Source organism: Streptomyces sp. ML-6 (assembly GCF_030116705.1).
GTDB lineage: Bacteria > Actinomycetota > Actinomycetes > Streptomycetales > Streptomycetaceae > Streptomyces.
The window spans coordinates 5,658,618-5,683,492 of sequence record NZ_JAOTIK010000001.1; the positions used below are offsets into that span (position 1 = coordinate 5,658,618).

Genomic DNA, 24,875 nt, shown 5'->3' on the forward strand with positions numbered 1-24,875 from the left:
GCGCGGGACGTGTCGGGTCAGGATGGTCCGTACGGACCCGACCCGGGGAGCGAAGCGGCGGACGGGGCCCGGCAGGGTCCGGCGGGGGCTCCGGCACGGGGAGCGCCCGGTGCGGGGCGGCGGGAACCGCCCCGCGGTCGCGGCGGCGCGACGTGGTGCCGGCTCAGCTCGGCGGCGCGTCCTTGCGCAGCCGGAACCAGTAGAAGCCGTGTCCCGCGAGCGTCAGCAGATAGGGCAGCTGCCCGACGGCGGGGAAGCGCACCCCACCGATCAGCTCCACCGGATGCCGCCCGTCGAACGACCGCAGATCGAGCTCCGTCGGCTGCGCGAACCGCGAGAAGTTGTGCACGCACAGCACCAGGTCGTCCCCGTGCTCACGGGTGAAGGCGAGCACGGCCGGGTTCGAGGACGGCAGTTCGTTGTACGAACCGAGACCGAAGGCGGGGTTCTGCTTGCGGATCTCGATCATCCGCCGCGTCCAGTGCAGCAGCGACGACGGCGACGCCATCGACGCCTCGACGTTGGTGACCTGGTAGCCGTAGACCGGGTCCATGATCGTGGGGAGGTAGAGCCGCCCCGGATCGCTGGAGGAGAAACCGGCGTTGCGGTCGGGCGTCCACTGCATCGGGGTGCGCACGGCGTCGCGGTCGCCCAGCCAGATGTTGTCGCCCATCCCGATCTCGTCCCCGTAGTAGAGGATCGGGGAACCCGGCAGCGACAGCAGCAGCGCGGTGAACAGCTCGATCTGGTTGCGGTCGTTGTCCAGCAGGGGGGCGAGCCGGCGCCGGATGCCGATGTTGGCCCGCATCCGCGGGTCCTTGGCGTACTCCGCGTACATGTAGTCGCGCTCTTCGTCCGTGACCATTTCGAGGGTGAGCTCGTCGTGGTTGCGCAGGAAGATGCCCCACTGACAGTTCTGCGGGATCTCCGGCGTCTTCGCCAGGATCTCGGAGACCGGGTACCGGCTCTCGCGCCGCACGGCCATGAAGATCCGCGGCATCACGGGGAAGTGGAACGCCATGTGGCACTCGTCGCCCCCGGAACGGAAGTCGCCGAAGTAGTCGACGACGTCCTCCGGCCACTGGTTGGCCTCGGCCAGCAGCACGGTGTCCGGGTAGTGCGCGTCGATCTCCTTGCGGACCCGCTTGAGGAAGGCGTGCGTCTCCGGGAGGTTCTCGCAGTTGGTGCCCTCCCGCTGGTACAGGTACGGCACGGCGTCCACCCGGAAGCCGTCGATGCCGAGGTCCAGCCAGAAGCGCAGCGCGGCGAGGATCTCCTCCTGCACCGCGGGGTTCTCGTAGTTGAGGTCGGGCTGGTGGGAGAAGAACCGGTGCCAGTAGTACTGCTTGCGCACCGGGTCGAAGGTCCAGTTGGACGTCTCCGTGTCCACGAAGATGATCCGGGCGTCCGGGAACTGCTTGTCGTCGTCGGCCCAGACGTAGTAGTCGCCGTACGGGCCGTCCGGGTCGGTGCGGGACTGCTGGAACCACTCGTGCTGGTCGCTGGTGTGGTTCATGACGAAGTCGATGATCACGCGCATCCCGCGCTGGTGCGCGGCATCGACGAACTCGACGAAGTCGGCCAGGTCGCCGAACTCCGGCAGCACGGCCGTGTAGTCGGAGACGTCGTAACCGCCGTCGCGCAGCGGAGACTTGAAGAACGGAGGCAGCCAGAGGCAGTCGACGCCCAGCCACTGCAGATAGTCCAGCTTGGCGGTGATGCCCTTGAGGTCGCCGATGCCGTCGCCGTTGGAGTCCTGGAAGGACCGGACGAGAACCTCGTAGAAAACGGCGCGCTTGAACCAGTCGGGATCGCGGTCCTTGGCCGGGGTGTCCTCGAACGTGTCGGGGACGGGCTCATTGACGATCATGGTGTGGGTGACCCTCCGGTCGGCGGGGACGGTCGCAGGACGACGACGTGCGCGGGCGTGACTCCGGGCTCCAGACGCACGTAGAAGGTCCTGCCCCAGTGATAGGTGTCGCCGGTGAGCTCGTCGCGCACCGGCACGCGCTCGTGCCGGTCGAGGCCGAGTCGCGGCATGTCCAACGAGACCGTGGCCTCGTGGGTGTGGTGCGGGTCGAGGTTGACGACCACCAGAACGGTGTTCGACCCCGAACGCTTGCTGTACGCGATCAAAGCGTCGTTGTCGGTGGCGTGGAAGTGCACGTCGCGCAGCTGCTGCAACGCCGGGTTGCGGCGCCTGATGCGGTTGAGCGAGGTGATCAGCGGGGCCAGCGAACGGCCCTCGCGCTCCGCCGACTCCCAGTCCCTGATGCGGATCTGGTACTTCTCCGAGTCCAGGTACTCCTCGCCGCCGGGCCGCAGCGGGGTGTTCTCGCACAGCTCGTAGCCCGCGTACATCCCCCAGGACGGGGAGAGCGTCGCCGCGAGGACGGCGCGCGCCTCGAAGGCCGGACGGCCCCCGTCCTGGAGATGGCCCGGCAGGATGTCCGGGGTGTTCACGAAGAAGTTGGGCCGCATGAAGGCGGCGGTGTCCTTTGCCAACTCCGTGACGTAATCGGTGATTTCCTGCTTGGTGGTGCGCCAGGTGAAATACGTGTACGACTGCTGGAATCCGACGGCGGCGAGCGTCTTCATCATCGCGGGGCGGGTGAACGCCTCGGCCAGGAAGATCACGTCCGGGTCGGCCCCGTTGATTTCGGCGATGACCTTCTCCCAGAAGACCACCGGCTTGGTGTGCGGATTGTCGACGCGGAAGACCCGGATTCCGTGACCCATCCAGAAACGGAGGATGCGCACGGTCTCCTCGACCAGTCCGCCCAGGTCCTTGTCGAAGGCGATCGGGTAGATGTCCTGGTATTTCTTCGGAGGGTTCTCGGCATGGGCGATCGAGCCGTCCGCGCGATGGTGGAACCACTCCGGGTGTTTCTCCACCCAGGGGTGATCGGGAGAACACTGCAGCGCGAAATCGAGTGCGATCTCCATGCGCAGCCGGCGGGCGGTCGCGACGAAATGGTCGAAGTCGTCGAGCGTGCCCAGATCGGGGTGGACGGCGTCGTGGCCGCCCTCGGCCGAGCCGATGGCCCACGGCACGCCCACGTCGTGGGGGGCGGCCGAGAGCGAGTTGTTGGGGCCCTTGCGGTGGGTGGTGCCGATGGGGTGGACGGGCGGGAGGTACACCACGTCGAAGCCCATCGCGGCGATCGCGGGCAGCCGTTCGGCGGCGGTGCGGAAGGTGCCGCTGACGATCCGCTCCCGCGGCGCTCCGGTCCCGTCCGTTTCAGTCCCGCTCTTCGTCGCCGTGGCCGTCTCCGTCGCCGGGGCCGGTTCGATCCTGGCGCCCTCCGAGCGGGGGAACAGCTCGTACCAGGAGCCGAACAGGGCCCGCCTGCGCTCGACCAGCAGCGGGAGCGGGGGCGAGGTGCTGACCAGTTCGCGCAGCGGATGGCGGTCGAGCGCGGCCCGTGCCTCGGGGGCGAGCGCCGCGGCCAGCCGGGCGGCGGCCGGACGGGAGGTGTCGCGCAGCGCGTCGACGGCGGCCAGCACCGCCTCGCGCCCGTTCCGCTTGGGCACGCCGGAGGCGGCCCGCTCGTACAGCTCGGCGCCCTCCGCGAGGACGAGCGCGGTGTCGATCCCCGCCGGGATCTTGACCCCGGCCAGCTGCCGCCAGGTGGTGACCGGATCGCTCCAGGCCTCGACCGCGTACGTCCAGCGGCCCTCGGACCCGGGGGTGACGTCGGCGCCCCAGCGGTCCGTGCCGGGCGCCAGCTCGCGCATCGGCGTCCACGGCCCCGGCCGCCCGTTCGGGTCCAGCAGCACCGCATTGGCGGCGACGGCGTCATGGCCCTCGCGGAAGACGGTCGCGGTGACCTGGAAGGTCTCACCGACAACGGCCTTGGCGGGCCTTCTGCCGCAATCGACGAGAGGGCCGACGTCGAGGACGGGAATGCGACCGATCATGGAATCACCTGGGGCTCGGACCGAACGGGGCGCGACACAGTGGCGGAGGGCGGAATGCGCGCACCGCGACCGATGGTTTCCGTCCTTTCTAACCGCTCCGTGGACGGCTGATGGTGCGTGGGCGGGGCCGCCCCTGCCCGCATTCACCCGAACGGCACTCGAAAGAAGGGGAAGTGAATGTGCTCCATGGAGGCGAACCCGACGGACACCGGAATCCCGGCCGCGCCGCATTCCCGAAGCGTTTCCGCCGGGCCCCGCCGTGCCCCCACCGCATTCGTGCTGCATTCGGGCGGTATTCGGGAAGTGTTCACCGGGTGCCCGGGGCGCGCCCGGGAGGCGTTCCCGCGCAGCTTTCCCACCGTTCCCGATGGGCCGATCCGGTGATTCGTGAACGGCTCGGGCGTATGTGTGACGACCTGAATGCGCCGGGCGCGCCCCGGGCGCGGCAAAGCCGCCCGGCCGCCCCCGCCGCCGGGGGTGACGGAGCGCCGCACACCGTGGTGCGTCCGCCGGTATCCGCATGTGCCCTGTAAAGGTGGGACATGTGAAGGCCATCCGTCGTTTCACCGTGCGCCCCGTCCTCCCCGACCCCCTTCGACCGCTCAGCGACCTCGCCCGCAATCTGCGCTGGTCCTGGCACGCCGCGACCCGTGAGCTCTTCCAGGCCGTCGACCCGGAGACCCGGCGGACGGCGGAGTGCGACCCCGTGCGGATGCTCGGTGCCGTGTCCGCCGGCCGGCTCGCCGAGCTGGCCCGGGACGAACAGTTCCTGCACCGGCTGACGGAGGCGGCCGAGGACCTCCGCGACTACCTGGAGGGCCCCAGGTGGTACCAGGAACAGCTGGGGCGGGGAGCCGGGCTCCCGTCCGCCGTCGCCTACTTCTCGCCCGAGTTCGGAGTCACCGCGGCCCTGCCCCAGTACTCCGGCGGGCTCGGCATCCTCGCCGGCGACCACCTCAAGGCCGCCAGCGACCTCGGCGTCCCCCTCGTCGGCATCGGCCTGCTCTACCGGCACGGCTACTTCCGCCAGAGCCTGTCGCACGACGGGTGGCAGCAGGAGCACTATCCGGTGCTCGACCCCAACGAACTCCCGGTCACCCTGCTGCGCGAGGCCGACGGCACCCCCAGCCGGGTGGTGCTGGCCCTGCCCGGCGGCCGGTCGCTGCACGCCCACATCTGGCAGGCCCTGGTGGGACGCGTACCGCTGCTGATGCTCGACTCCGACGTGGAGGAGAACGCACCGGGCGAACGCGAGGTGACCGACCGGCTCTACGGCGGCGGCAGCGAGCACCGGCTGCTCCAGGAGATGCTCCTCGGCATCGGCGGCGTGCGGGCGGTGCGGACGTACTGCCGCCTCACCGGACACCCGGAGCCCGAGGTGTTCCACACCAACGAGGGGCATGCCGGCTTCCTCGGGCTCGAACGCATCCGTGAACTCTCCGGCGCCGGACTGGACTTCGACTCCGCGGTGGAGTCCGTACGGGCGGGCACGGTCTTCACCACCCACACCCCGGTGCCCGCCGGGATCGACCGCTTCGACCGCGAACTCGTCGCCCGGCACTTCGGCGACGACGGCGAACTGCCGGGCGTGGCCGTCGAACGCGTCCTGCAACTGGGCACGGAGACCTACCCGGGCGGCGAGCCCGGACTCTTCAACATGGCGGTGATGGGGCTGCGGCTCGCCCAGCGGGCCAACGGCGTCTCCACCCTCCACGGCGCGGTCGGCCGGGAGATGTTCGCCGGGCTGTGGCCGGGCTTCGACCCGGCCGAGGTCCCCATCACCTCGGTGACCAACGGCGTCCACGCCCCCACCTGGGTCGCACCGGAGATCCTCCGGCTGTCCGCTCCCGGCGCCGGCACGCCCGGACACCGCGCCCCGGCCACCGGCATCCCGGACCGCGAACTGTGGGACCTGCGGCGGACCCTGCGCGCCCGGCTGGTCACCGAGGTCCGCGAGCGGCTGCGCGCCTCGTGGCGCAGCCGGGGCGCGCAGCCGGCCGAACTCGGCTGGATCGACGACGTGCTGGACCCGGACGTGCTGACGATCGGTTTCGCCCGCCGGGTCCCCTCGTACAAGCGGCTGACGCTGATGCTGCGCGACCGCGACCGGCTGCGGGAGCTGCTGCTCCATCCGACCCGCCCGGTCCAGATCGTCGTCGCGGGCAAGGCCCACCCCGCCGACGACGGCGGGAAGCGGCTGGTGCAGGAGCTGGTGCGGTTCTCCGACGACCCCCGGGTGCGCCACCGCATCGTGTTCCTGCCGGACTACGGGATGGCCATGGCGCAGAAGCTCTACCCGGGCTGCGACGTCTGGCTGAACAATCCGCTGCGCCCGCTGGAGGCGTGCGGCACCAGCGGCATGAAGGCCGCGCTCAACGGCTGCCTCAACCTCTCGGTCCTCGACGGCTGGTGGGACGAGTGGTTCGAGCCGGACTTCGGCTGGGCGATCCCGACGGCCGACGGGGCGGCCCCGGACGAGGACCGCCGCGACGACCTGGAGGCGGGGGCCCTCTACGGGCTGATCGAGGACCGGATCGCGCCGCGCTTCTACGACCGGGACGGCGCCGGGCTCCCGGGGCGCTGGATCGAGATGGTCCGCCGCACCCTGGACACGCTGGGCCCCAAGGTGCTGGCGGACCGGATGGTGCGCGAGTACGTGGAGCGGCTGTACGCGCCGGCCGCGTGCGCCCGGCGGGCGCTGGAGGACCCCGCCGCGGCGCGTCGGCTCGCCGACTGGAAGGCCCGGGTCCGGGCGGCCTGGCCGCGGGTCGCCGTCGATCACGTGGAGGCGGTGGCGCCCACCGCCGCGGACGGTTCGGCCGAGCTGGGTTCGTCGCTGACGCTGCGGGTCAGGGCGGCCCTCGGGGTGCTGGAGCCGGCCGACGTCGAGGTGCAGGCGGTGGCCGGCCGGGTGGACGCCGCCGACGGGATCTCGGAGGCCCGGACCTTCCCGCTGAAGCCGGCCGGGGGCCAGGACCTGGAGGGCCGCTGGCTCTACGAGGGCCCGCTCGCCCTCGACCGCACCGGGCCGTACGGCTACACGGTGCGGGTGCTGCCTGCCCATCCGCTGCTGGCGACCGGCGCGGAACTCGGCCTGGTGGCGCTGCCCGCGCAGACGGCGGGGGACGGCGCGGGTGTGCTGATGCGCTGAGGCGGCGGGGGACGGCGCGGGTGTGCTGATGTGCTGAGGCGGCGGGGGACGGCGCGGGTGTGCTGATGTGCTGGGCGCCGGACGTGGAACTGCCCGGCAGGGGTGTGAGCTCCCTGCCGGGCAGTGGTCACCGGGGAGGACCCGGTGAGGGGTGCTGGACGGTTCGGGTGGTGCGAAGGACTCAGAAGGTCAGCTTGACGCTGTTGATCCGGCCCGTGTCGCCCGCGTAGACGTCCTGGACCTTGAGCTTCCAGGTGCCGTTGGCCGTCTCGGACGAGGCGTTGACCGTGTAGGTCTCCTTGACGTCGTCCGCGGAGTCGAAGCCCGAGTTCTTCAGACGGTACGAGCTGCCGTCCGGGGCGACGAGGTCGATGACCAGGTCACCGCGGTAGGTGTGGGTGATGTCCACGCCGACCTGGAGGGTGCTGGGCGCCTTGCCGGTGACACCGGTGACGTTGACCGAGCTGGTGACGGCCGCGCCGCGGTCCGGGATGGCGACCGTGGTCTTGTTCTCGAAGACCTTGCCGCCCGGGTTGGGGGTGCCGCCGTCACGGGTGCCGACGTTGATGGCCGCCCAGGCGTCTCCGACGGCCTTGTACTCGGCGCTGGTCGTGCCGTACAGCTCACCGGCCACGGCGAGGGTGCCGGTGCGGGCCGCCGCGTAGTTCGTGGTGGAGGTGAACTTGGTGGTGAGCGCCTTGAACCAGATCTGCGCGGCCTTGTCGCGGCCGATGCCCGTCACCGGCAGGCCGTCCGAGGTCGGGGAGTCGTAGGAGACCCCGTTGATGACCTTGGCGCCGCTGCCCTCGGAGAGCAGGTAGAAGAAGTGGTTCGCCGGGCCCGAGGAGTAGTGGACGTCGATGTTGCCGATGCCCGAGTACCACGCGTCCTTGGACGCGCCGTCCTTGCTCGGCTTGTCCATGTAGCGCAGCGGGGTGCCGTCGCCGTTGATGTCGATCTTCTCGCCGACGAGGTAGTCGCCCGGGTCCTCGGCGGTGTTGGAGTAGAACTCCACGCCCGCGGCGAAGATGTCGGAGGTGGCCTCGTTGAGACCGCCGGACTCACCGCTGTAGATCAGGTTGGCGGTGGCGGCGGTGACACCGTGCGACATCTCGTGCGCGGCCACGTCGAGCGAGGTCAGCGGCTTGACGTTGCCCTCGCCGTCGCCGTACGTCATGCAGAAGCAGCTGTCCTGCCAGAAGGCGTTGACGTAGGCGTTGCCGTAGTGGACGCGGGAGTACGCGCCGACGCCGTCACCGCGGATGCCGGAGCGGCCGTGCACGTTCTTGTAGTAGTCCCAGGTCTCGGCCGCGCCGTAGTGGGCGTCCGCGCCGGCCGTCTCGGCGTTCGACGGGTTGCCGTTGCCCCACACGTCGGTGGAGTTGGTGAACAGCGTCCCGGTGCCCGACGACCCGTGGTTCAGGTTGTAGGTCTTGTGGTTGCCGCGGCCCGTGTCGGTCAGCGTGTACGACGGGGCGGTGCCGAGGGTGACCTGGCCGTTGTACTGAGTGTTGCCGGTGCCGTTGACGACACCCTGCCACTCGTACAGCTTCTCGCCGGTGGCCGCGTCCGTGACGACGTGCAGCTCGTTGGGCGTGCCGTCGTGCTGGAGGCCGCCGACGACGGTCTCGAAGGCGAGCTTCGGCTGACCCTGCGCCATCCAGACCACCTTGCGGGGAGCCCGGTCGGCCTCGGTCTTCTTCGAACCGTCGGCCTTGGCGAGGCCGAGGGCCTGCTGCTCGGCCTTGGCGGGCGCGATGTCCGCCTTCAGGTCCACGGCCTTCAGCTGACCGCTGGTCACCTTGGAGGCCTTGGTGACGGCCTGGGTCGCCCCGGCCTTGGACTCCTTGACGATCAGGTCGCCACCGAGCACCGGGAGCCCGGCGAAGGTGCGCTCGTAACGCGTGTGCGTGGTTCCGTCGTTGTCCTGGATGACGTCCCGGACGACGAGCTTCTCCTGGGAGCCGAGACCGAGCTCCTTGGCCGTGGCAGCCTTGGTCGCATCGGCCTCGCGGATCAACTCGGCGCGCTGGGACGGGGAGAGCTGCTTGGCCAGGGAACCCTGGTCGACACCGGCGTACGCCGGTACCGCCGAGTTGTCGCTGCCGGGGGTGGCAGTGGCCGTACCGGCCTGGACGCCGACGGCGATGAGAGCTGCTGCGGCTATCAGGGCGCCGGTCGAGGTGGCGCGGCGGCGAGGCGTGGATCTCACGCGGACTCCTTCTGCGAGGGGGGTAACGGCGGCTGGTGAGCCGTCCGTATGAAGAGCGAGAAGTGCGCAGAACGGGGTGAAGGTTGTCAGCCGGAGGGCGGTCCTGTCAGGAGCGCGTCAACAACTTGGCCGGAATTCGTTCGTTGCCGGAGAGGTCATGTTCGTTAAGCGGACGTTTCACGAGTCATCACCGGGATGCTGTACGGCGTCCGTCACCGGCGGAATTCAAAGAGTGGGGCGAGGTTGGGATCCAGCCCCTCGTGTTCGAACGGAAGGTGGGCGGGGGGTCGTTCCCCGCTGGCCGAGATGACATAGGAATGTGGCTGATTTCTTTCCATCGGAACCGGGAAGTGTGGTCCGGACCTGTTGTCTCCGGGGCAGGGCCGTTCCCGCGTCCGTTCGCGTACACCGTCCGGAGCGGCGGACGACGACTTCAAGCCCGGCCGACGGCCGGTGCGGGGCGCTCCGGAGGCGGGCGAAGTGCGCCGGCCGGAGCCCTCGGGACGGGTACGGGTGATGCGTAGGGTTGGCGGCGTGACGAATGCCGAACCGCGGAGCGACCTGCGCCCGCCGACCCTCGACGCCGACGAGAAGACGACGCTGTCGGCCTTCCTCGACTACCTGAGGGAGGCGGTCGCCGCCAAGGCGTACGGCCTCTCCGACGAGGAGGCCCGCACCGCCGGGGTGCCGTCGGGCACCAGCGTCCTCGGCCTCATCAAGCATCTGACCGCGGTCGAACTCGGCTGGTTCGCCTGGGCCTACGCCGGTGCCGACATCGAGTTCGGGCGCGACGACTCCCCGCCCGCCGAGGACGAGACGGCCGAGAGCCTGCTCGCCGCCTACCGCCGGGCGATCGAACGGTGCAACGAGATCATCGCCGCCTGCGACGATCTGGACCGGCCGGGCGCCCGCTCGCTCCGGGAGACCCCTCCGCCGTCGATGCGCTGGGTCCTGGTGCACATGATCGAGGAGACCGCCCGGCACGCGGGCCACGCCGACATCCTCCGCGAGCAGATCGACGGCTCCGTCGGCCGGTGACCCGCCCCGGCGGGCGCCCGGCCGGTGAGGTGGGGCGCTGCGCCGACGGGGCCGGGTGCTGTGTCGACGGGGCCGGGTGCTCGCGGGGGCGGTGCCGGGCGCCCCTCACCCCTGCCGCGCGGCCTCCCACGCCCGGTGCGCGGTGTGGACGCGGTGCCACAACTCCGCCCGCGCGGCGGCGTCGACGTCGGTCAGGTCCAGCCGGAAGACGCCGGTCAGCACGTCGTACCAGTCGTCGGCCGAGTCGATGGTCCGCTCGTCCGTGCCCCCGGCGTGGAGCCGCCGCAGCACCCGGCCGCGCAGCACGTCCACGCCCCCGGCGTCGCGGCGCTGGGCGGTGAGGACCCGGAGGAAGTCGGAGTCGGGCGAGGTGGACAGCCGGACGTGCTCGGCGGCGAACGAGGACAGCTCCACGGGGTCCGGCGCGAAGTCCATCGCCGTGAACGAGCCGCGGGGGTCGTGGACGAACCGCCAGCCGCCGGGCTCCGCCACCGACGGGGCCAGCGCGTAGCCGAACGGCCCCTGGACGTGGCGGCCTTCGCGCAGCGGCAGCGGCTCGTGCAGCCCGTCGCCGAGCCCGGTGTCGACCAGCCACCGCTCGCCGTCGAGCCGCACGGTGAGCGCGAGATGATTGCCGGACGCGCCCGCCGGGGCCTCCGGGGTGTTCTGCACGCCGGCCCGGTGCAGGGTGACGTCGTAGCCGAGAGCCGTCAGCAGCGCGCCGAAGGCCCCGTTGAGGTGGAAGCAGTAGCCGCCGCGCCCGCGCACGATCCGGGCCGCGGACTCCGTGGCGCCGATGCCCGTCGGCCGCCCCAGATGGATGTCGAGGTTCTCGTAGGCGACCCGCTCCACCTGCGCCCGGTGCAGCGCCCGCAGCGCCTCGACGGTCGGGGCCGTCGGCCGGGTCGCCCCCAGCGCAGCCAGATACCCGTCGACGTCGATCATGCTTTCCCCCATCGCCCGAACAGATGATCAGCATAATCGCGGGCGCTGACGGTCAGGTGGTTCGTTCGGGCCGTACGGAGAGGGTGTAGGTGCAGTTGCCGTCGGGGACGACGACGAGGAGCGGGTTGCCGTTCTTGAGGTGGGCGTGGGCGGCGCGTTGGCCGTGGCGGTCCTGGTACCAGGCACGGAGTTCGGTGGGGTGGTCGGGCCCTGGTGCTCCCGGAAGGCGCATGGAGGGCTGGACCCAGGCGGAGCGTTCGGGGTCGGGATCGAGCCGGTCCACGATCCATAACGCCTGTCCGCCGAGCCAGCGCAGGGCGAGCACGGGAGAAACGGTCCGGAAGGCACCGAGGACGTACCGCGCGGTCTCCCCGGTGCCGTACACCAGCCCCTCGGCGACGGCCTCGCACCGGTAACTGCCGGGCTGCCAGGACACGTTCACAGGATCCGCCCCGCGCTCCGGGCATTGCACCGGGCGGTCTCGGCCCGCAGCCGCTCTATGGGCTCCGCAGCCCGTACGTTCACCGGCTCGGCCTCCCACTCCGTCCCGCCGCAGACCGGCCGCAACGACCAGTACGGACCGGACACCCCACGGAACTCACCCACCCGGTTCCGGTGGCCGGTATCCACCAACAGCGTGCCGAGAAGCGGGACTTGTGGGGGTTCTTGCCGATGTGCGGCGGTATTCTCTTCGGACACGGGCGACTCCTCTCCGTAACTGCTCCGCTACCAAGAGGTCTCAGCGTGGCCTGGAGTCGAGCCGTCTTCAACGTTCCATAAACGGAGGGCACGTTGGTAAACATCAAGGACCTGAACCCCGAGGCAAGCCCGCAAGCGGCCTTCGGCGCACGCTTGCGCAGCTCACGCGAGGCGCGCTGCTGGAAGCAGGATGAGCTCGCGGACCTGGTGGGCTACTCGGGCAGGCACGTCTCGGCCGTCGAAACTGGTCGCAAACCGCCAACGCTTCGTTTCTCGCGCAGCCTTGACACCGTCTTCGGGTTCACGGCGACCGCGGAATCGTTCGAACGTGCATGGGGAGAACTCCGGCACGGCAGCCTGCTGGAGGGCTTCCCGGAGTACCTGGGCCAGGAGAGCCGCGCGGCGGAGATCCGTCTGTTCGACCTGGGCGTGATTCCCGGGCTGCTCCAGACGCCGGAGTACGCGGCGGCGATGGAAGAAGGCAATGTGAAACGGGGTGTGCTCACCCCTGAGCAGGCGGCAGAACGGGTCGAGGCCCTGGTGGAACGGCAGGCGGCCCTGACGCGACGTACCCCGCCCATGCTGATCGTGGTCCTGGACGAGAGCTGCATCCGGCGCCTGATCGGAGGGCGCGAGGTCATGGAGCGTCAGCTGGCCCATCTGATCGAGTTCGCCGAACGCCCTCACACCGTGCTTCAGCTGGCCCCGTACAGCATGGGTGAGCGGTGCCCGTTCAGTCGGCAGGTGAATCTGCTGACCATGCCCGACCGCTCGGTGATGTCCTACGTCGAGTCTCAGACCAATGGGTACCTGGACAGGGAATTGACTTCCGTGCTGCCGTTGGTGAGGTCCTACCATCAGCTACAGGCCGCAGCGCTCTCCCAGGCGGAATCCGTGGCCATGATCGACGAGGTACGAAAGGGCACCCCCTGATGACCGATTCCCCCACCACCCTTCTCTGGGTCAAGTCCTCCTACAGCGGCAACGGCGGGACCTGCGTCGAGTGGGCTCCGGCGCATGCGTCCGCCACCGGCATGGTCCCCGTCCGCGACTCGAAGAACCCGCACGGCCCGGTGTTGGCCGTCCCCGCTGCTTCGTTCGCCTCGTTCGTGGCGGGCGTCAAGGCCGGAGAGTTCGGCGCCGTCTGACACCGACAGGTTCAGCGCATGTGACCTGGGAACGCCTCACCGTGCCACGCATGGTGGGGCGTTCCCTCTTCAACGCGCGGCGGCATCGGTGAGGATGGCCTGGAGTCGTGCCCGGCATTCGGCGACGAAGGCGGGGAAGGTGTCCCGGTAGTAGGAGAGCCCGCCGACGCCCACCACGATGGCCCAGGCGCGGGCGCGGGTCCAGGTCGCGTCGTCGAGGTCCAGGGCGTCCCAGTAGGCGTGCCGGGCCTGGGCCGGCAGGTCCCAGACCGTGGCGTGCTCGGCGTCGGGGAAGCCGATCGAGAGCCCTCCGAAGTCGATGACCGCGTGGAGGCTGCCCTCCCTGACCAGGAGGTTGCTCGGCTTGAGGTCGCCGTGCAGCCACACCTGGGGCCCCGAGGGCTCGGGCAGTGCGAGCGCGGCCCGCCACAACTGTTCCAGGGTGTCGATGTCGAGCCCGGAATCCGCCGTGCTCCGGCAGTCGTCGAGGCTGCTGGTGGCCCACTGGTCGCATGGTCGCAGGCTGCCTCCGCGGTACCAGTCGAGGCCGTCCGCGCGGGTCGCTCCCATGAGGTCGGTGCGGTGGAGTTCCCGTACGGCCGCCGCCAGGTCGCTTCCGAAGGCGGCCCAGTCCCGGACGGTGTCCGGGCCGACCACGTCACCGTCGATCCAGCGGTGGACCGACCAGACCAGTGGGAAGGCGTCGGTGGGTGTTCCGGCGTGGACGGGGTCGGGGATCGGGAGCGAAAGGTGGGGCGCCAGGCGGGGGAGCCATTCCTGTTCCTTCCGCACGGACCGGCTGGTGTCGGCGGTCCGCGGAAGTCGTACGAGCAGGCCCTCGCCCAAGCGGTACATGGTGTTGTCCGTGCCCGCGCCCGCGGGGGACAACGGCAGGCCGGCCCATTCCGGGCGTTGTGCCTCCAGCAACGACCGAACCAGCGTTTCGTCGGCCGGGATCTCGTTCTCGTGAAGCGTCACACCGGAAGTCTCGTCGCCGGAGGGGCGGGAAGCCATCGACTTTCGGCGTTCGCGTGGGCCGCGTTCCGGCGGGACACGGCACCCGCCTTCACCCTTGCGGGGACTCGCCGCGCAGCATCGCCAGTTCGCTGTTCAACTCGGTGAGGAACCGCGCGACCACCCTCAGCTCGTCGGGACGGAAGCCCGCGCGGACGGCTTCGGTGCTGTGGGCCAGGGGCCGGAAGTAGTCCCGGGCGACGCTTTTCGCCGCTTCCTCGTAGTGCAGATGCACGACCCGGCGGTCGTCCTCGGCCCGAACGCGCCGGATGTGCCCCGCCTTCTCCAGCCGGTCGAGGCACGCGGTCACCGCGCCGGAGGTGAGGTCGAGCTCCCGGCACAGCCGTCCGGGGGTCATGGGCCCCTCGTCGGGGTCGGCGTCGAGCAGGGCGACGAGGGCCTGCATGTCGGTGAGGTGCAGCCCCTGGGACTGGGCGAATTCATGGGAGATGCGGTTGAACTGGCTGTTCATCCGCCGCAGGAGAACCGCGAAGGACTGCAGCCCCGTCGGGTCGTTCCCGGGCGGAGGGGGTGGTGTGGGGGCGCTGGTCCCGTGCATGGTCCAAGTATAAGGTCTCTCAATCGTTGAGATACTTTGTGATCAACTCTTCTGACCGTGAAGCGAAGCTTGGGGTTGTCATGAGAACCACACCGCGCCGGGTCCGGTGGCTCGTTCCGCTCGTCCTGCTCCTCGTATGGCTGGGGGTCGGCGGCGCACTCGGGCCGTACGCGGGCAAGCTCGGCGAGGTCGCGACCAACGACCAGGCCGCGTTCCTGCCGCAGAGCGCGGAGTCGACCAAGGTGCTCGAGGCCCGCGAGGCGTTCGACCAGTCGGAGACCCTTCCCGCGATCGTCGTGTGGACGGCGGACGATGACCGGATCACCGACGCGCAGCGGTCCGCGGCCACCCGTTCGATCGGGGGGCTCGCGGGGCGGCCGGGAGTGGTCGGCACCCCGTCGCCCGCCCTGCCCTCCGAGGACGGGCAGGCACTTCAGGCCGTCGTCCAGTTGGAACCCGGCCTCGGCGACGCGCTGCCGGACGTCCTGGGCGAGGTGGACGAGGCCGCTCGAAGCGTTTCCGGCACCACGGCGCGGATCGCGGGACCGGCGGCGAGCCGGGCCGATCTGTCGGACGCCTTCTCGGGCATCGACGGTCTGCTGCTCGGCGTGGCGCTGGCCGCCGTGCTGCTGATCCTGCTGCTGGTCTACCGGAGCGTCCTGCTGCCGTTGTTGATCATTCTCGGGTCCGTCTTCGCGCTGGGCCTCGCGTGCGGGATCGTCTACGTCCTGGCCGACCACGACGTGGTCCGGGTGGACGGCCAGGTGCAGGGAATCCTCTCCATCCTCGTCATCGGCGCCGCGACGGACTACGCGCTGCTGCTGGCCGCGCGGTTCCGCGAGGAACTCGTTCTGCGGGAGGACCGGGCGGCGGCCGCGCTGGCCGCCGTGCGCCGGTCGTTCGGCGCGATCACCGCGAGCGCGGCCACCGTGGCCCTCGCACTGCTGGCCCTGCTCGCGAGCGACCTCACCAACAACCGTGCGCTCGGACCGGTCGGCGCCATCGGCATCGTGTGCGCGGTCCTCTCCAGCCTGACCTTCCTGCCCGCCGCGCTGGCGCTGCTGGGCAGGACCGTGTACTGGCCCTCCCGGCCGAAGGCGTCGGACGCGTCCGACGTGTCGGGCGTGTCGGGCGCCTTCGGCCCGCCGGATTCGTCGGACGCGTCCGGCAAGGGACAAGGCGTGTGGCGTCGGGTGGCGGCCGTCGTCGATGCCCGGCCCCGCCGCATCTGGGTGATGACCGCGATCGTGCTCGGCGTCCTCGCGGCCTTCTCGCCCTCCCTGTCCGCGAAGGGTGTTCCCCTCGACGAGATCTTCGTGAACGAGGCCCCCTCGGTCTCCGCCCAGAAGACGCTCGGGGAGCACTTCCCCGGCGGCTCCGGCAACCCCGCCGTCATCATCGCCGACGCCGACCACGCCACCCGGGTGGTGGCTGCGGCGAGGGAGACCGAGGGCGTGGCATCGGCCGGCACGGTCTCCGCCTCCGGACGCCCGGGAGCCGGCGAGCCCCTGGTCGTCGGGGGCCGGGTCCGTATCGACGCCACCCTCGAAGCCGCGGCGGACAGCGACGCCGCCAAGGAGACCGTGGCGCGGCTGCGCGTGAACACGCACGCGGTGACGGGGGCCGACGCGCTGGTCGGCGGGTACACGGCACAGCAGTACGACACCCAGCAGACGGCCGCCCGCGACCGCACGCTCATCGTGCCCGTCGTACTCGGCATCATCCTGCTCATCCTGATCCTGCTGCTGCGCTCCCTGCTCGTCCCGGTCCTGCTCGTGGCGACCGTCGCGCTCAACTTCCTGGCGACGCTGGGGGTGTCGGCCCTCGTCTTCGAGCACCTTCTCGGCTTCAGCGGAACGGACGCCTCCGTGCCGTTGTACGGGTTCGTGTTCCTGGTGGCGCTCGGCGTGGACTACAACATCTTCCTCATGTCCCGGGTACGGGAGGAGGCGTTGGTGCACGGCAACCGGCACGGGGTGCTGCGCGGGCTGACCACGACCGGGGGAGTGATCACCTCGGCCGGGGTGGTGCTCGCCGCCACCTTCGCGGCCCTGATGGTGATCCCGTTGGCCTTCCTGGTGCAGACCGCTTTCATCGTGGCCTTCGGGGTCCTGCTCGACACCCTCGTGGTCCGCTCGCTCCTCGTCCCGGCGCTGGTGCTCGACATCGGTCCCCGGGCCTGGTGGCCCGGCGTCCTGGCTCGCAAGGACGTGGCGGGGCCCGCCGAGGAGAAGGCGCCGATGACGTGACCGGAGGCGGCACCGCCCCGGGGCGGAGCCGCCCGGCATGCCTCAACTCCCGTCCTGTGAACCGGCCTTGTGCAGACCCCGTAGGGAGGACGAAGCCAGGCCGGCGATCCCGGCCGCACCGCCGAGGACGGCGCACAACGCGATCGCGCTCCTGGCACCGGCCGCATGCGCGAACCAGCCCAGTACGTTGTTCGCCACCACCAGCGCCAGGCTCTGCACGAGCGTCAGCAGCGACTGGATCCGGGACAGGTGCGTGTCCGGGGCACCGGCCAGGACCAGCGGGCCGATGTGACACGCGAACATGCCCGAACCCGCCCCGACGACCCCTGCCGCGGCGACGGCCGCGCCGGGGACCGCAGCCGCCGCGAGTCCGGCCAGTCCTGCCGCGGCGAGCCCCAGCCCCAGGCTTGCGCCCACGCCGATCCGGCGCATGGGCCCCAGCCGGGCCGCCGACAGCGCGGCCAGGAGTATTCCGGCGCCCTGGCCCGCGGCGACCAGGCCCGCCGAGCCCGGCCCCCAGTCGCCGGCCCGGGCCAGCAGCGGGCCGAGCAGGGCCACCGCCGGCAGCAGCCCGGCCGCAGCCGCCGCAGTCAACAGCAGCGCGGCTCGAAGGACGGAATCCGTCGCGGCGATCCGCACCCCGTCGGCGATCCCCGCGAGCAGGCTTTCGGAGCGCGGGGACCGTTCCGCCTCGGCCCTCGGCCGCACCCACACCATGACGGCCAGGACGGCGGCGAAGCTGACCGCGTCGACCAGGGCCGCCCCGCTCAGGTCCGCCACCGCCACCAACACCGCCCCCAGCGGGGCCCCGAGCAGGGCGGCCACCTGGCCGCCGGCCTGCTGCAGGGCCAGGGCCCGGGGGAGCTGTTCCTCGCTCACCAGGCGGCGCGGCATGGATCCCGTCGCGGGGAGGTAGAACGCGTCGACGGTCCCGACCACGACGGCGAACCCGATCAGCAGCCATGGCGGCGTCCCCCAGAGCCGGGCCGCCACGGCCAGGGCGAGTACGGTCGTGAGCATCGCCACATCACCGGTGATCATCACGCGCCGGGCGCCGAAGCGGTCGCCCACCGCCCCGCCCGGCAACAGGAGCACGGTTCGCGGCAGCGTGATCGCGGTCAGCACCAGGGCGGCCGTCCGGCCCCCGTGCGCACTGGCCGCCCAACCGAGAGCGAAGTGGAGGGCCGCATCGCCGGCCAGGGAGACCCGGGTTCCCGCGAGCCAGCACAGATACGACCGGGGAAGAGCGGTTCGCGGGGGAGCGGGGACAGCGGTTTCCGCGGTGCCGAGTGAGGTCATGGCCGCCGACCGTAGGGCCCTCGACCTGGTCGAGAGCTAGTGACGAACCGTCAGGAACCCCGGGCAGCGGTCACCCTTCCGCCGCCCCCGAAGGCTGCCGGCGCGGGTGCCGGCGTCCGCTCCGAAGCGCACCGGGCGGTACCTGTGGACGTGGCACCGCGCGGGCCGGGCCTGCGGGGGTGTCATGGAGCGTCGGGGCCGCCCCGGCCGAGTTCCTCGAGGAACTGCCGCTGGTCGTCCAGGAATCCGTCCGCGAAGAGCGAGCGGGGGGAGAGGAGCGCGGTGAGCGTGAGCTCGAGGTCCGACTGCTCGACGGACTGCTTGAGCAGTGAGTGGGTCGCGCCCGGGTAGTGCTCGACCTTCAACGCGTCACCCGGGTCCAGCACCTTGCGGTAGCCGCGCTCCGTGTCGGCGGTGTCCACGTTGACGTCGTGGGCTGCGAGGGTCAGCAGCACCGGTACGCCGCGCAGGGCGCGGAGGTCCCGGGTGGCGTCCGCGGTGTAGTTCTTGGAGATGAAGCCCCAGCGATCGGCGGTCATGCCGTCCGCGTCGCCGTCCATCGCCTCGACGTACTCCTCGAAGCTCGCGTGGCGCTCCAGCAGCCGCCGGGTGGTGTCGCTCCTGGTGATCTCCGCCTTGGTGCGGGCCGCCGACGCGCCGTCGGCGCGCAGCTCGGCGAGGAGGTTGTAGCGGCCCTGCTGGAGCCAGTTGATCGCGGGCGAGACGGCGACGACGAAGCTCACGGGCGTCCTGGCGGCGACCTTAGGCATGACCCAGCCCGCCTGGCTGGCGCCCCAGAGCCCGATCCGGTCGCCGTCGATGTCCGGGCGGGCGCGGGCCCAGGCGATCGCGGCGGCCGCCTCGTCGGCCCGGTCGTCCATGGACTGGTCGAGCCAGTTGCCGGGGGCGCCCGCGACGCCGGGCTTGTCCCAGGACAGGGAGGCGTATCCGGCCCTGGCGTTCGCCTCCCACATGGGCTTGTAACCGTCGTCGTGGGTGGCGTCGACGGGGCCGTCGCCGTGGATGTACACGACCAGGCCGTGCCTGCGGCCGTCCCTGGGGGTGGCCAGCACGCCGTTGAGGGTGTGGCCGCCGTGGCGGATCGTGACCCGCTGCTCGTCCATGTCGTAGGAGTTCTGCCACAGCACCACACCGGTGAGGCCGGCGGCCACGACGAGGACCGTGACGAGCGACCACACGGCGATGCGGACCCCGCGCCGACGGGGCCGGATCTTCGGCTTCGGACACATGGAATGACTGCCTTTGTTCGGTTTGGCTTGACACCTAAACTATCATGCGTAGAACGATCGTCGAGAGTTTGATAGATTTGAGTCTCGGTTTCCGAGCGAAGGGGAGCAGGCATGGAACTGGACGCGACAGGTTCCGGGACCGGACCGGTGACGGTGCGGCGAGGCGTTCCGGCCGGGGCCGAGCGGCGGGCGGCCGAGCTGTACTGGGACGCCTTCGGCCGCAAACTCGGCCCTGCCCTGAACCCGCCGGACAAGGCGGTGCCCTTTCTCGCCGCCCACCTGAACGCCGATCGCGCGGTCTGCGCACTCCTCGACGGACAGCTCGTCGGCCTCGCCGGGTACCAGCACGACGGACGGGGCCTCACCGGCGGATCGGCCCGCTCCGTACTGCGCGCGTACGGTCCCCTGCGAGGGCCGTACCGACTCCTGCTCCTCGCCCTGTTCGAACGCCGCCCGGCCCCCGGACAGCTCGTCATGGACGGCATCGCCGTGGATCCGGACATGCGCGGCCGGGGCGTCGGGAGCCTGCTCCTCGAAGAAGTGGCCGCCGTCGCGGCGGAGCAGGACTGCCGGGAGATCAGACTGGATGTGATCGACACCAATCCGCGCGCCAGGGCCCTGTACGAGCGGCGCGGCTTCACGGCCGTACGGACCGCGCACACGCCCTACCTGCGCGGACTGCTCGGATTCGGCGCGGTGACCACCATGCACCGCCGGGTCGGAACAGAAGTCGGAACAGAAGGAGGGGAAGAGCTGTGAGCGCCGAGGCCGACCGCGTCGAGGTTCCCACCCGCATGCTCGTCCACGCACTGGTCCGCGAGGACGGCACCGTCGGCGCGGACGAGCTGTACACCGTCGCCAACACCCTGGGCATGAGCGATCAACAGGTACGGCTGTGCGTCAAACGCCTCGTGTCCGAAGGCCGGTTCACCCACGAGGGCCGGGGCCGCAGGGCGAAACTGCACGCGACCACGGACGCCAGGCGTGCCCTCGCCCCCAACGCGGACTTCCTGCGGTACGCATTCCAGCAGGACGCCGGACTCGCGCCCTGGGACGGGGTCTGGCACCTGGCCGCCTTCGCGGTGCCCGAATCGGCGCGCACCGCCCGGGACGCCCTGCGCGAGACGCTCGTCCGCCTCGGTGGCATCCCGCTCCAGGGCGGACTGTACGTCTGCGCCAACCCGTGGGAACCGTACGTCGAAGAAGTGGCCCACCGCCTCGGCGCCCACGGCGCGCTCACCCTCCTCACCACGACGGACCTGCGCCGGGGCGATGTTCAGGAGCCCGCCGAACTCGCCCGGCGCCTGTGGCCCCTGCAGGAGATCGCCGACCGCTACCACCGCCTCGGCCGCATCGCCCGGCCCCGCCTGGTCCGGCTCACCGGCCCTGCCGAACTCTCCTCGTCCGCACTTCTCACCACCGCCGTCGAACTGGCCGCCGAACTCACCCGCGCCATGGAGCCCGACCCGTTGCTGCCGCCTCAGCTCCTGCCCCGGCCCTGGCCCGGCGCCCGGGCCCGGGCGCTCGTCGCCCGGTGCTGGGCGGCCCTGCACGAACGCGACCAGGGCGAAGCCCGCCCGACTCTCTTCCGCCTCTACGTCGACATCACCCGGGAGACAGCGGACCGGGCCACGCCCTGAAGGCGGAACGGACGGCGCAGGCGGGGCCCGACGGCGAAGGCGCGACGAGGGCGCCGCGAGGGCACCTGCCCTTGCGGACGGAGTCCAGGGGCGGGGCCGGCGCGGAGGGGGCCGAGCCGCGGAAGGCCGTGGGCCTCCGGCATCATGGGTTCCACCACCGGTCACCCGGTTCGCGCCCCGCCGGTGGCCTCCGTTCCCCGCCCACCGCCTGAGACCGCGAGTCCCATGAGTCCCACAAGCCCCACGAACCCCGAGGTCCCCGAGGTTTCCGAAGTCCCCGAGCCGGATCTCACCGTCGACGGCACCGGTCTGCTCTGCGTCACCCTCCTGCTGCGGTTGCGCAAGCAGATCGACGGCGCGGCGCCGGGCACCGTCGTCCACGTCATCGCCACCGACCCGGCCGCCCCGCTCGACCTGCCCGCCTGGTGCCACATGACCGGCCACCACTACCTCGGTCCCGTCCCCGGTGCCGAGCAGCCCGTGTTCGCGCTCCGGCTGGTCGCCGACGCGCTGTCCACCCGGGCCGACGCGCCCTGGCATCCGGCCGCCCCGCCGGCCGTGTGAGGCCGCCCGGGCCGGGGCCGGGGCCGGAGCCGGCGGAGGTGCCGGGTGGAACGTACGGACCGGCAGTGGCCGGCCCCGGGGCGGGCCGGGGTGGTCACCGCCGTGCCCGCCCCGTTCAGCGCGGAGTCACCCAGTCCGGCGTCCAGGTCCCGGCGGCGTCGTGGCCGGTCGTCTTCGCGGCCAGGTGGGCGCGGAGGGCGGCGAGCGCCGGGTGGGGATTGTCGCGGTGCCAGAGGAGCGAGTGCGGGTAGACCGGCATCGGATCGGTGACCGGGACGAGGCGCAGGCCGTGGCCGGTGGGCCAGACGAGGCGGGTGTTCCCGCCCATGAAGGTGGCCAGGGCCGGGGTGTCGGCGATGGTGTCGAGGAGCGCGTCGGAACCGAAGTTGGGGCCGGTCGCCTCGATGGTGAGGCCGAACTCGGCGACGAGGTCGTCGTAGTAGGCGCCCCACTCGGTACCGGGGACGATGCCCGGCATCCAGATCCGGTGCCCGACGAGCTGTTCGACGGTCACCGACCGGGCGCCCGCCAGCGCGTGGGCGGGGCCGGTGAGGAGCTGGAGCGGCTCGTCGAGCACCCGGACCGACTCGATGTCCTCGGGCAGGGGCCGGCCGGGCGCGGCGACGGCGCGGAAGGACGCGTCGATCGTGCCGGAGCGGACGGCGGCGACGGCCGTCTCGATGTCGAACAGCATCACCACGTCGAGGTCGATGTCGGGCCGGGCGCGGTGGAAGTCGCGCATCAGGCCCGTCGCCGCCCCGCGCGAGGCGATCACGTCCACGCGCAGCGGACGGCGGCCGGTGCCCACGGACGCGACCGCGCGTTCGGCGGTGCGCAGCAGCTCGCGCGCGTGGGGCAGGAACGCCTGCCCGTCGATGGTGAGACCGGAGCCGCGCGGGGTGCGGGTGAACAGCCGCACGCCGAGATCGCGCTCCAGCGCGGCGATGCGCTTGGAGACGGCCTGCTGGGTGATGGCCAGCTCGGCGGCGGCCTCCTGGAACTGCCCCGCGTCGGCGGCGACGACGAAGGTCCGGACGGCTTCGATGTCCATGCCGACACCCTACGGTCACAACCACTGGTTGTGACCGGACGGCCTCCCGGTTGTTTGATCCCCGGGTGAGGCGCTCGCTTTGATGCTCCCGGTCGCGAATCGGTTGTACGGGTGGGCAGCGAGGGGGCATCGGGCATGAGGAGCGGACACCGGCTGGGGCGGCGGTTCGGATGGCTCTGGGGAGCGTACGGGACCAGCGCGCTCGGCACGTGGCTCGCCTTCGGCGCGTTCCCGCTGATCGCCGTCCGGGAGCTGCACGCCGGACCGGCCGAGGTCGCCGCGCTCTCCTCCGCGGGGGCGGCGGTGGGCGCGGCCGTGGCGGTGCCGCTCGGCCCGTGGGTGGAGTTCCGCCGCAAGCGGCAGGTGCTGATCGCGACGGACCTGGTGCGGTTCGCGGCGCTGCTGACGATCCCCGCCGCGTTCGCGCTCGGCGTGCTCACCTTCCTCCAGCTCCTGCTGGTCTCGATCGTCGTCGCGGCGGCCGACATCACCTTCCGCGCCGCCTCCGGCGCGTACCTGAAGACCCTGCTGCCGGCCGAGGACCTGCTCGTCGCGAACGCCCGTTTCGAGTCCACGTCCTGGACGGTCACGATCATCGGGCCGCCGCTCGGCGGCGCGGCGATCGGGCTCCTCGGACCCGTGGCGACGGTGGCGGCCGACGCGGTCGGTCACCTGCTCTCGGCCCTGGGCATCCGCGCGGCGGGCGGGGACGAGCCCCGGCCCGAGCACCGGAAGGCCGCGCGCATGCGGGCCGGGGACCTGCTCGACGGGTGGCGGTACATCCTCGCCGACGCGACGCTGCGCCCGTTGTTCCTCAACACCACTCTGTTCAACGGTCTGGTGATGGCCACTCAGCCGATGCTGGCCGTCCTGATGCTCGGCCGGCTCGGGTTCGCGCCGTGGCAGTACGGCCTCGCCTTCGCCGCGCCCGCGCTCGGCGGACTGCTGGGTTCGCGGCTGGCCCGGCCGCTCGTCACCCGGTTCGGGCAGCACCGGGTGCTGGTCGGGAGCGGGGCACTGCGCGCGATCTGGCCCGTCGGCCTGGTCTTCCTGGGGCCGGGCGCCGGAGGGCTGCTGCTGGTCATCGGCGTCGAGTTCGGGCTCATCCTCTGCTGCGGGGTCTTCAACCCCGTCCAGTCCACCTGCCGCCTCCGGCGCACCGCGACCGACCGGGTCACCCGCACCCTGACCGCCTGGGCGGTCACGACCAAGGGCTCGACCGCGCTCCTGACGGCCCTCTGGGGCGTACTGGGCGGGCTGCTCGGCCCGCGTACGGCCATCGGCCTGGCCGGCGTGCTCCTGCTGGCGACCCCGCTGCTGCTGCCCCGCCGCGCGGAGGGGCACCCCGACGGGCCGGACCAGGAACCGAATCTGACGAAAACTCAGAAGCAATCATCATGAACCGAGTTGATTGGTCAGGAACTCTCACTTCAGAAGCATGCGCCAGCGGTCGGCCGACTCCAGCAGGTCCAGGCTGATCCGCTCCAGGAACGCCCCCGTCCGGGCCATCCGCTGCCCCACGAGGTCGTCGGGCCCGGCCCCCTCCGCCGAGGCCAGTGCGGCCCGTGCCGTCTCCAGCGTCTGCCGTGCGCTGAGCACGACGGAGCGGTACCAGGCCTCGTCGTCGATCACATAGACGTCGCGGCGCTGCTGCGGATCGCGCTCGCGCCGGACGTAGCCGTGCCGGACGAGGTAGTTCACGGCCACGGAGACAGAGGCGGGGCTGACCTTCAGCCTGCGGGTCAGCTCGGCCGCGGTGCGTCTGCCGTCCTCGGACTGCAACAGGTCGAGGTGCACGCGCGCCGTGATCCTCGGCAGCCCCGCCCGGACCGCCATCTCGACGATTTCCTCCTCCGCCTCGCCGCCTTCCGGCGGCCCGCCCGTGCGCGGGGGCTTCGGGGTGCCGCGCCGTGCCCGCCGGGCCGTCGCCCGCTGGGCCTGCTGGGGCCGGTAGTCGTGGGGGCCGCCGTTGCGTCCGATCTCCCGGCTGATCGTCGAGGTCGGCCGGTCGAGCCGCCTCGCGATCTCGGCGTAGGAGAGTCCGTCGGCGATTCCGGCCGCGATGCACTGGCGGTCCTGCTGGGTCAACCGTCCTCCTGGCATGCCGTCAGTATTGCCTTCGCCCTCATTCATTG

General features: G+C 71.6%; 21 protein-coding genes. 9 read left to right on the top strand and 12 right to left on the bottom strand.

Annotation, left to right across the window (positions count from 1 at the left end; all coding sequences use genetic code 11):
• Positions 1-163: 163 nt before the first annotated feature.
• Together treS and OCT49_RS25165 are read right to left on the bottom strand one after the other, a co-directional pair.
• Entirely contained in the window at positions 164-1,870 is a 1,707-nt protein-coding gene (gene treS / locus OCT49_RS25160) for a maltose alpha-D-glucosyltransferase (protein ID WP_283854096.1), read from the bottom strand.
• On the bottom strand, positions 1,867-3,921 hold the full coding sequence (locus tag OCT49_RS25165; protein WP_283854097.1) for an alpha-1,4-glucan--maltose-1-phosphate maltosyltransferase: 2,055 nt from the start codon (positions 3,919-3,921) through the stop codon (positions 1,867-1,869). Before OCT49_RS25165 ends, treS begins: the two co-directional genes overlap by 4 nt.
• 544 nt (positions 3,922-4,465) lie before the next feature.
• On the opposite strand from OCT49_RS25165, the gene glgP reads away from it, so the two are divergent.
• Entirely contained in the window at positions 4,466-7,072 is a 2,607-nt protein-coding gene (gene glgP, locus OCT49_RS25170) for an alpha-glucan family phosphorylase (protein WP_283854098.1), read from the top strand.
• 181 nt (positions 7,073-7,253) lie between these two features.
• On the opposite strand, the gene OCT49_RS25175 is transcribed toward glgP, so the two are convergent.
• Complete coding sequence (locus OCT49_RS25175; protein WP_283854099.1) at positions 7,254-9,284, bottom strand: M4 family metallopeptidase; 2,031 nt, start codon at positions 9,282-9,284, stop codon at positions 7,254-7,256.
• Between the two features lie 534 nt (positions 9,285-9,818).
• On the opposite strand from OCT49_RS25175, the gene OCT49_RS25180 reads away from it, so the two are divergent.
• Positions 9,819-10,322 (top strand): DinB family protein, encoded by a 504-nt coding sequence (locus OCT49_RS25180; protein ID WP_283854100.1) that lies wholly within the window; start codon positions 9,819-9,821, stop codon positions 10,320-10,322.
• A gap of 105 nt (positions 10,323-10,427) precedes the next feature.
• Here the strand turns inward: OCT49_RS25180 and OCT49_RS25185 are convergent, their stop codons facing one another.
• From OCT49_RS25185 to OCT49_RS25195, 3 genes are read right to left on the bottom strand one after another with little or no spacing between them, the layout of a single operon-like run.
• Positions 10,428-11,267 (bottom strand): arylamine N-acetyltransferase family protein, encoded by an 840-nt coding sequence (locus tag OCT49_RS25185; RefSeq protein ID WP_283854101.1) that lies wholly within the window; start codon positions 11,265-11,267, stop codon positions 10,428-10,430.
• Between the two features lie 52 nt (positions 11,268-11,319).
• Positions 11,320-11,703 (bottom strand): hypothetical protein, encoded by a 384-nt coding sequence (locus OCT49_RS25190; RefSeq protein ID WP_283854102.1) that lies wholly within the window; start codon positions 11,701-11,703, stop codon positions 11,320-11,322.
• A gap of 2 nt (positions 11,704-11,705) precedes the next feature.
• Positions 11,706-11,966, bottom strand: coding sequence for a hypothetical protein (locus OCT49_RS25195; RefSeq protein ID WP_283854103.1), 261 nt, complete (start codon positions 11,964-11,966; stop codon positions 11,706-11,708).
• A gap of 93 nt (positions 11,967-12,059) precedes the next feature.
• Between OCT49_RS25195 and OCT49_RS25200 the strand changes: the two genes are divergently transcribed.
• Positions 12,060-12,899, top strand: coding sequence for a helix-turn-helix domain-containing protein (locus OCT49_RS25200; RefSeq protein ID WP_283854104.1), 840 nt, complete (start codon positions 12,060-12,062; stop codon positions 12,897-12,899).
• Positions 12,899-13,114: a DUF397 domain-containing protein gene (locus OCT49_RS25205; RefSeq protein WP_283854105.1), complete on the top strand. Its 216-nt coding sequence runs from the start codon at positions 12,899-12,901 to the stop codon at positions 13,112-13,114. The genes OCT49_RS25200 and OCT49_RS25205 overlap by 1 nt, the downstream gene beginning before the upstream one ends.
• 69 nt (positions 13,115-13,183) lie before the next feature.
• Here the strand turns inward: OCT49_RS25205 and OCT49_RS25210 are convergent, their stop codons facing one another.
• Both OCT49_RS25210 and OCT49_RS25215 read right to left on the bottom strand, forming a co-directional pair.
• A complete protein-coding gene (locus OCT49_RS25210) occupies positions 13,184-14,092 on the bottom strand; it encodes an aminoglycoside phosphotransferase family protein (RefSeq protein ID WP_283854106.1) in 909 nt (302 codons plus the stop codon).
• An 88-nt stretch (positions 14,093-14,180) separates the two neighbouring features.
• Positions 14,181-14,687: a MarR family winged helix-turn-helix transcriptional regulator gene (locus tag OCT49_RS25215; RefSeq protein ID WP_283854107.1), complete on the bottom strand. Its 507-nt coding sequence runs from the start codon at positions 14,685-14,687 to the stop codon at positions 14,181-14,183.
• Positions 14,688-14,767: 80 nt separating this feature from the next.
• Between OCT49_RS25215 and OCT49_RS25220 the strand changes: the two genes are divergently transcribed.
• Entirely contained in the window at positions 14,768-16,936 is a 2,169-nt protein-coding gene (locus OCT49_RS25220) for an MMPL family transporter (protein ID WP_283854108.1), read from the top strand.
• Positions 16,937-16,978: 42 nt separating this feature from the next.
• Here OCT49_RS25220 and OCT49_RS25225 read toward each other — a convergent pair whose 3' ends face one another.
• Both OCT49_RS25225 and OCT49_RS25230 read right to left on the bottom strand, forming a co-directional pair.
• Complete coding sequence (locus OCT49_RS25225) at positions 16,979-18,235, bottom strand: MFS transporter (RefSeq protein ID WP_283854109.1); 1,257 nt, start codon at positions 18,233-18,235, stop codon at positions 16,979-16,981.
• Positions 18,236-18,417: 182 nt separating this feature from the next.
• On the bottom strand, positions 18,418-19,485 hold the full coding sequence (locus tag OCT49_RS25230; protein WP_283854110.1) for an alpha/beta hydrolase family protein: 1,068 nt from the start codon (positions 19,483-19,485) through the stop codon (positions 18,418-18,420).
• A 111-nt stretch (positions 19,486-19,596) separates the two neighbouring features.
• Here OCT49_RS25230 and OCT49_RS25235 point away from each other — a divergent pair, with 111 nt between their 5' ends.
• The 3 genes from OCT49_RS25235 to OCT49_RS25245 all read left to right on the top strand — a co-directional run bounded on the left by OCT49_RS25235 (position 19,597) and on the right by OCT49_RS25245 (position 21,689).
• Positions 19,597-20,244, top strand: coding sequence for a GNAT family N-acetyltransferase (locus OCT49_RS25235; RefSeq protein WP_283854111.1), 648 nt, complete (start codon positions 19,597-19,599; stop codon positions 20,242-20,244).
• A gap of 35 nt (positions 20,245-20,279) precedes the next feature.
• Positions 20,280-21,125 (top strand): PaaX family transcriptional regulator C-terminal domain-containing protein, encoded by an 846-nt coding sequence (locus OCT49_RS25240; protein WP_283855937.1) that lies wholly within the window; start codon positions 20,280-20,282, stop codon positions 21,123-21,125.
• Between the two features lie 225 nt (positions 21,126-21,350).
• Positions 21,351-21,689: a sulfurtransferase TusA family protein gene (locus tag OCT49_RS25245; RefSeq protein ID WP_283854112.1), complete on the top strand. Its 339-nt coding sequence runs from the start codon at positions 21,351-21,353 to the stop codon at positions 21,687-21,689.
• Positions 21,690-21,804: 115 nt separating this feature from the next.
• On the opposite strand, the gene OCT49_RS25250 is transcribed toward OCT49_RS25245, so the two are convergent.
• Positions 21,805-22,740: a LysR family transcriptional regulator gene (locus OCT49_RS25250; protein ID WP_283854113.1), complete on the bottom strand. Its 936-nt coding sequence runs from the start codon at positions 22,738-22,740 to the stop codon at positions 21,805-21,807.
• A gap of 135 nt (positions 22,741-22,875) precedes the next feature.
• Between OCT49_RS25250 and OCT49_RS25255 the strand changes: the two genes are divergently transcribed.
• Complete coding sequence (locus tag OCT49_RS25255; protein ID WP_283854114.1) at positions 22,876-24,141, top strand: MFS transporter; 1,266 nt, start codon at positions 22,876-22,878, stop codon at positions 24,139-24,141.
• A gap of 24 nt (positions 24,142-24,165) precedes the next feature.
• Here the strand turns inward: OCT49_RS25255 and OCT49_RS40160 are convergent, their stop codons facing one another.
• The gene (locus OCT49_RS40160) at positions 24,166-24,828 is read right to left on the bottom strand and encodes a GbsR/MarR family transcriptional regulator (protein WP_502963413.1); all 663 of its coding nucleotides are present in this window, start codon (positions 24,826-24,828) and stop codon (positions 24,166-24,168) included.
• Between the last annotated feature and the right edge of the window lie 47 nt (positions 24,829-24,875).

What these genes read in the sequence shown, in the direction of transcription:
- treS (WP_283854096.1), bottom strand. Translation starts at nt 1,870, where the DNA reads ATGATCGTCAATGAGCCCGTCCCCGACACGTTCGAGGACACCCCGGCC.
- OCT49_RS25165 (WP_283854097.1), bottom strand. Translation starts at nt 3,921, where the DNA reads ATGATCGGTCGCATTCCCGTCCTCGACGTCGGCCCTCTCGTCGATTGC.
- OCT49_RS25185 (WP_283854101.1), bottom strand. Translation starts at nt 11,267, where the DNA reads ATGATCGACGTCGACGGGTATCTGGCTGCGCTGGGGGCGACCCGGCCG.
- OCT49_RS25205 (WP_283854105.1), top strand. Translation starts at nt 12,899, where the DNA reads ATGACCGATTCCCCCACCACCCTTCTCTGGGTCAAGTCCTCCTACAGC.
- OCT49_RS25215 (WP_283854107.1), bottom strand. Translation starts at nt 14,687, where the DNA reads ATGCACGGGACCAGCGCCCCCACACCACCCCCTCCGCCCGGGAACGAC.
- OCT49_RS25220 (WP_283854108.1), top strand. Translation starts at nt 14,768, where the DNA reads ATGAGAACCACACCGCGCCGGGTCCGGTGGCTCGTTCCGCTCGTCCTG.
- OCT49_RS25225 (WP_283854109.1), bottom strand. Translation starts at nt 18,235, where the DNA reads ATGACCTCACTCGGCACCGCGGAAACCGCTGTCCCCGCTCCCCCGCGA.
- OCT49_RS25230 (WP_283854110.1), bottom strand. Translation starts at nt 19,485, where the DNA reads ATGTGTCCGAAGCCGAAGATCCGGCCCCGTCGGCGCGGGGTCCGCATC.
- OCT49_RS25235 (WP_283854111.1), top strand. Translation starts at nt 19,597, where the DNA reads ATGGAACTGGACGCGACAGGTTCCGGGACCGGACCGGTGACGGTGCGG.
- OCT49_RS25240 (WP_283855937.1), top strand. Translation starts at nt 20,280, where the DNA reads ATGCTCGTCCACGCACTGGTCCGCGAGGACGGCACCGTCGGCGCGGAC.
- OCT49_RS25245 (WP_283854112.1), top strand. Translation starts at nt 21,351, where the DNA reads ATGAGTCCCACAAGCCCCACGAACCCCGAGGTCCCCGAGGTTTCCGAA.
- OCT49_RS25250 (WP_283854113.1), bottom strand. Translation starts at nt 22,740, where the DNA reads ATGGACATCGAAGCCGTCCGGACCTTCGTCGTCGCCGCCGACGCGGGG.
- OCT49_RS25255 (WP_283854114.1), top strand. Translation starts at nt 22,876, where the DNA reads ATGAGGAGCGGACACCGGCTGGGGCGGCGGTTCGGATGGCTCTGGGGA.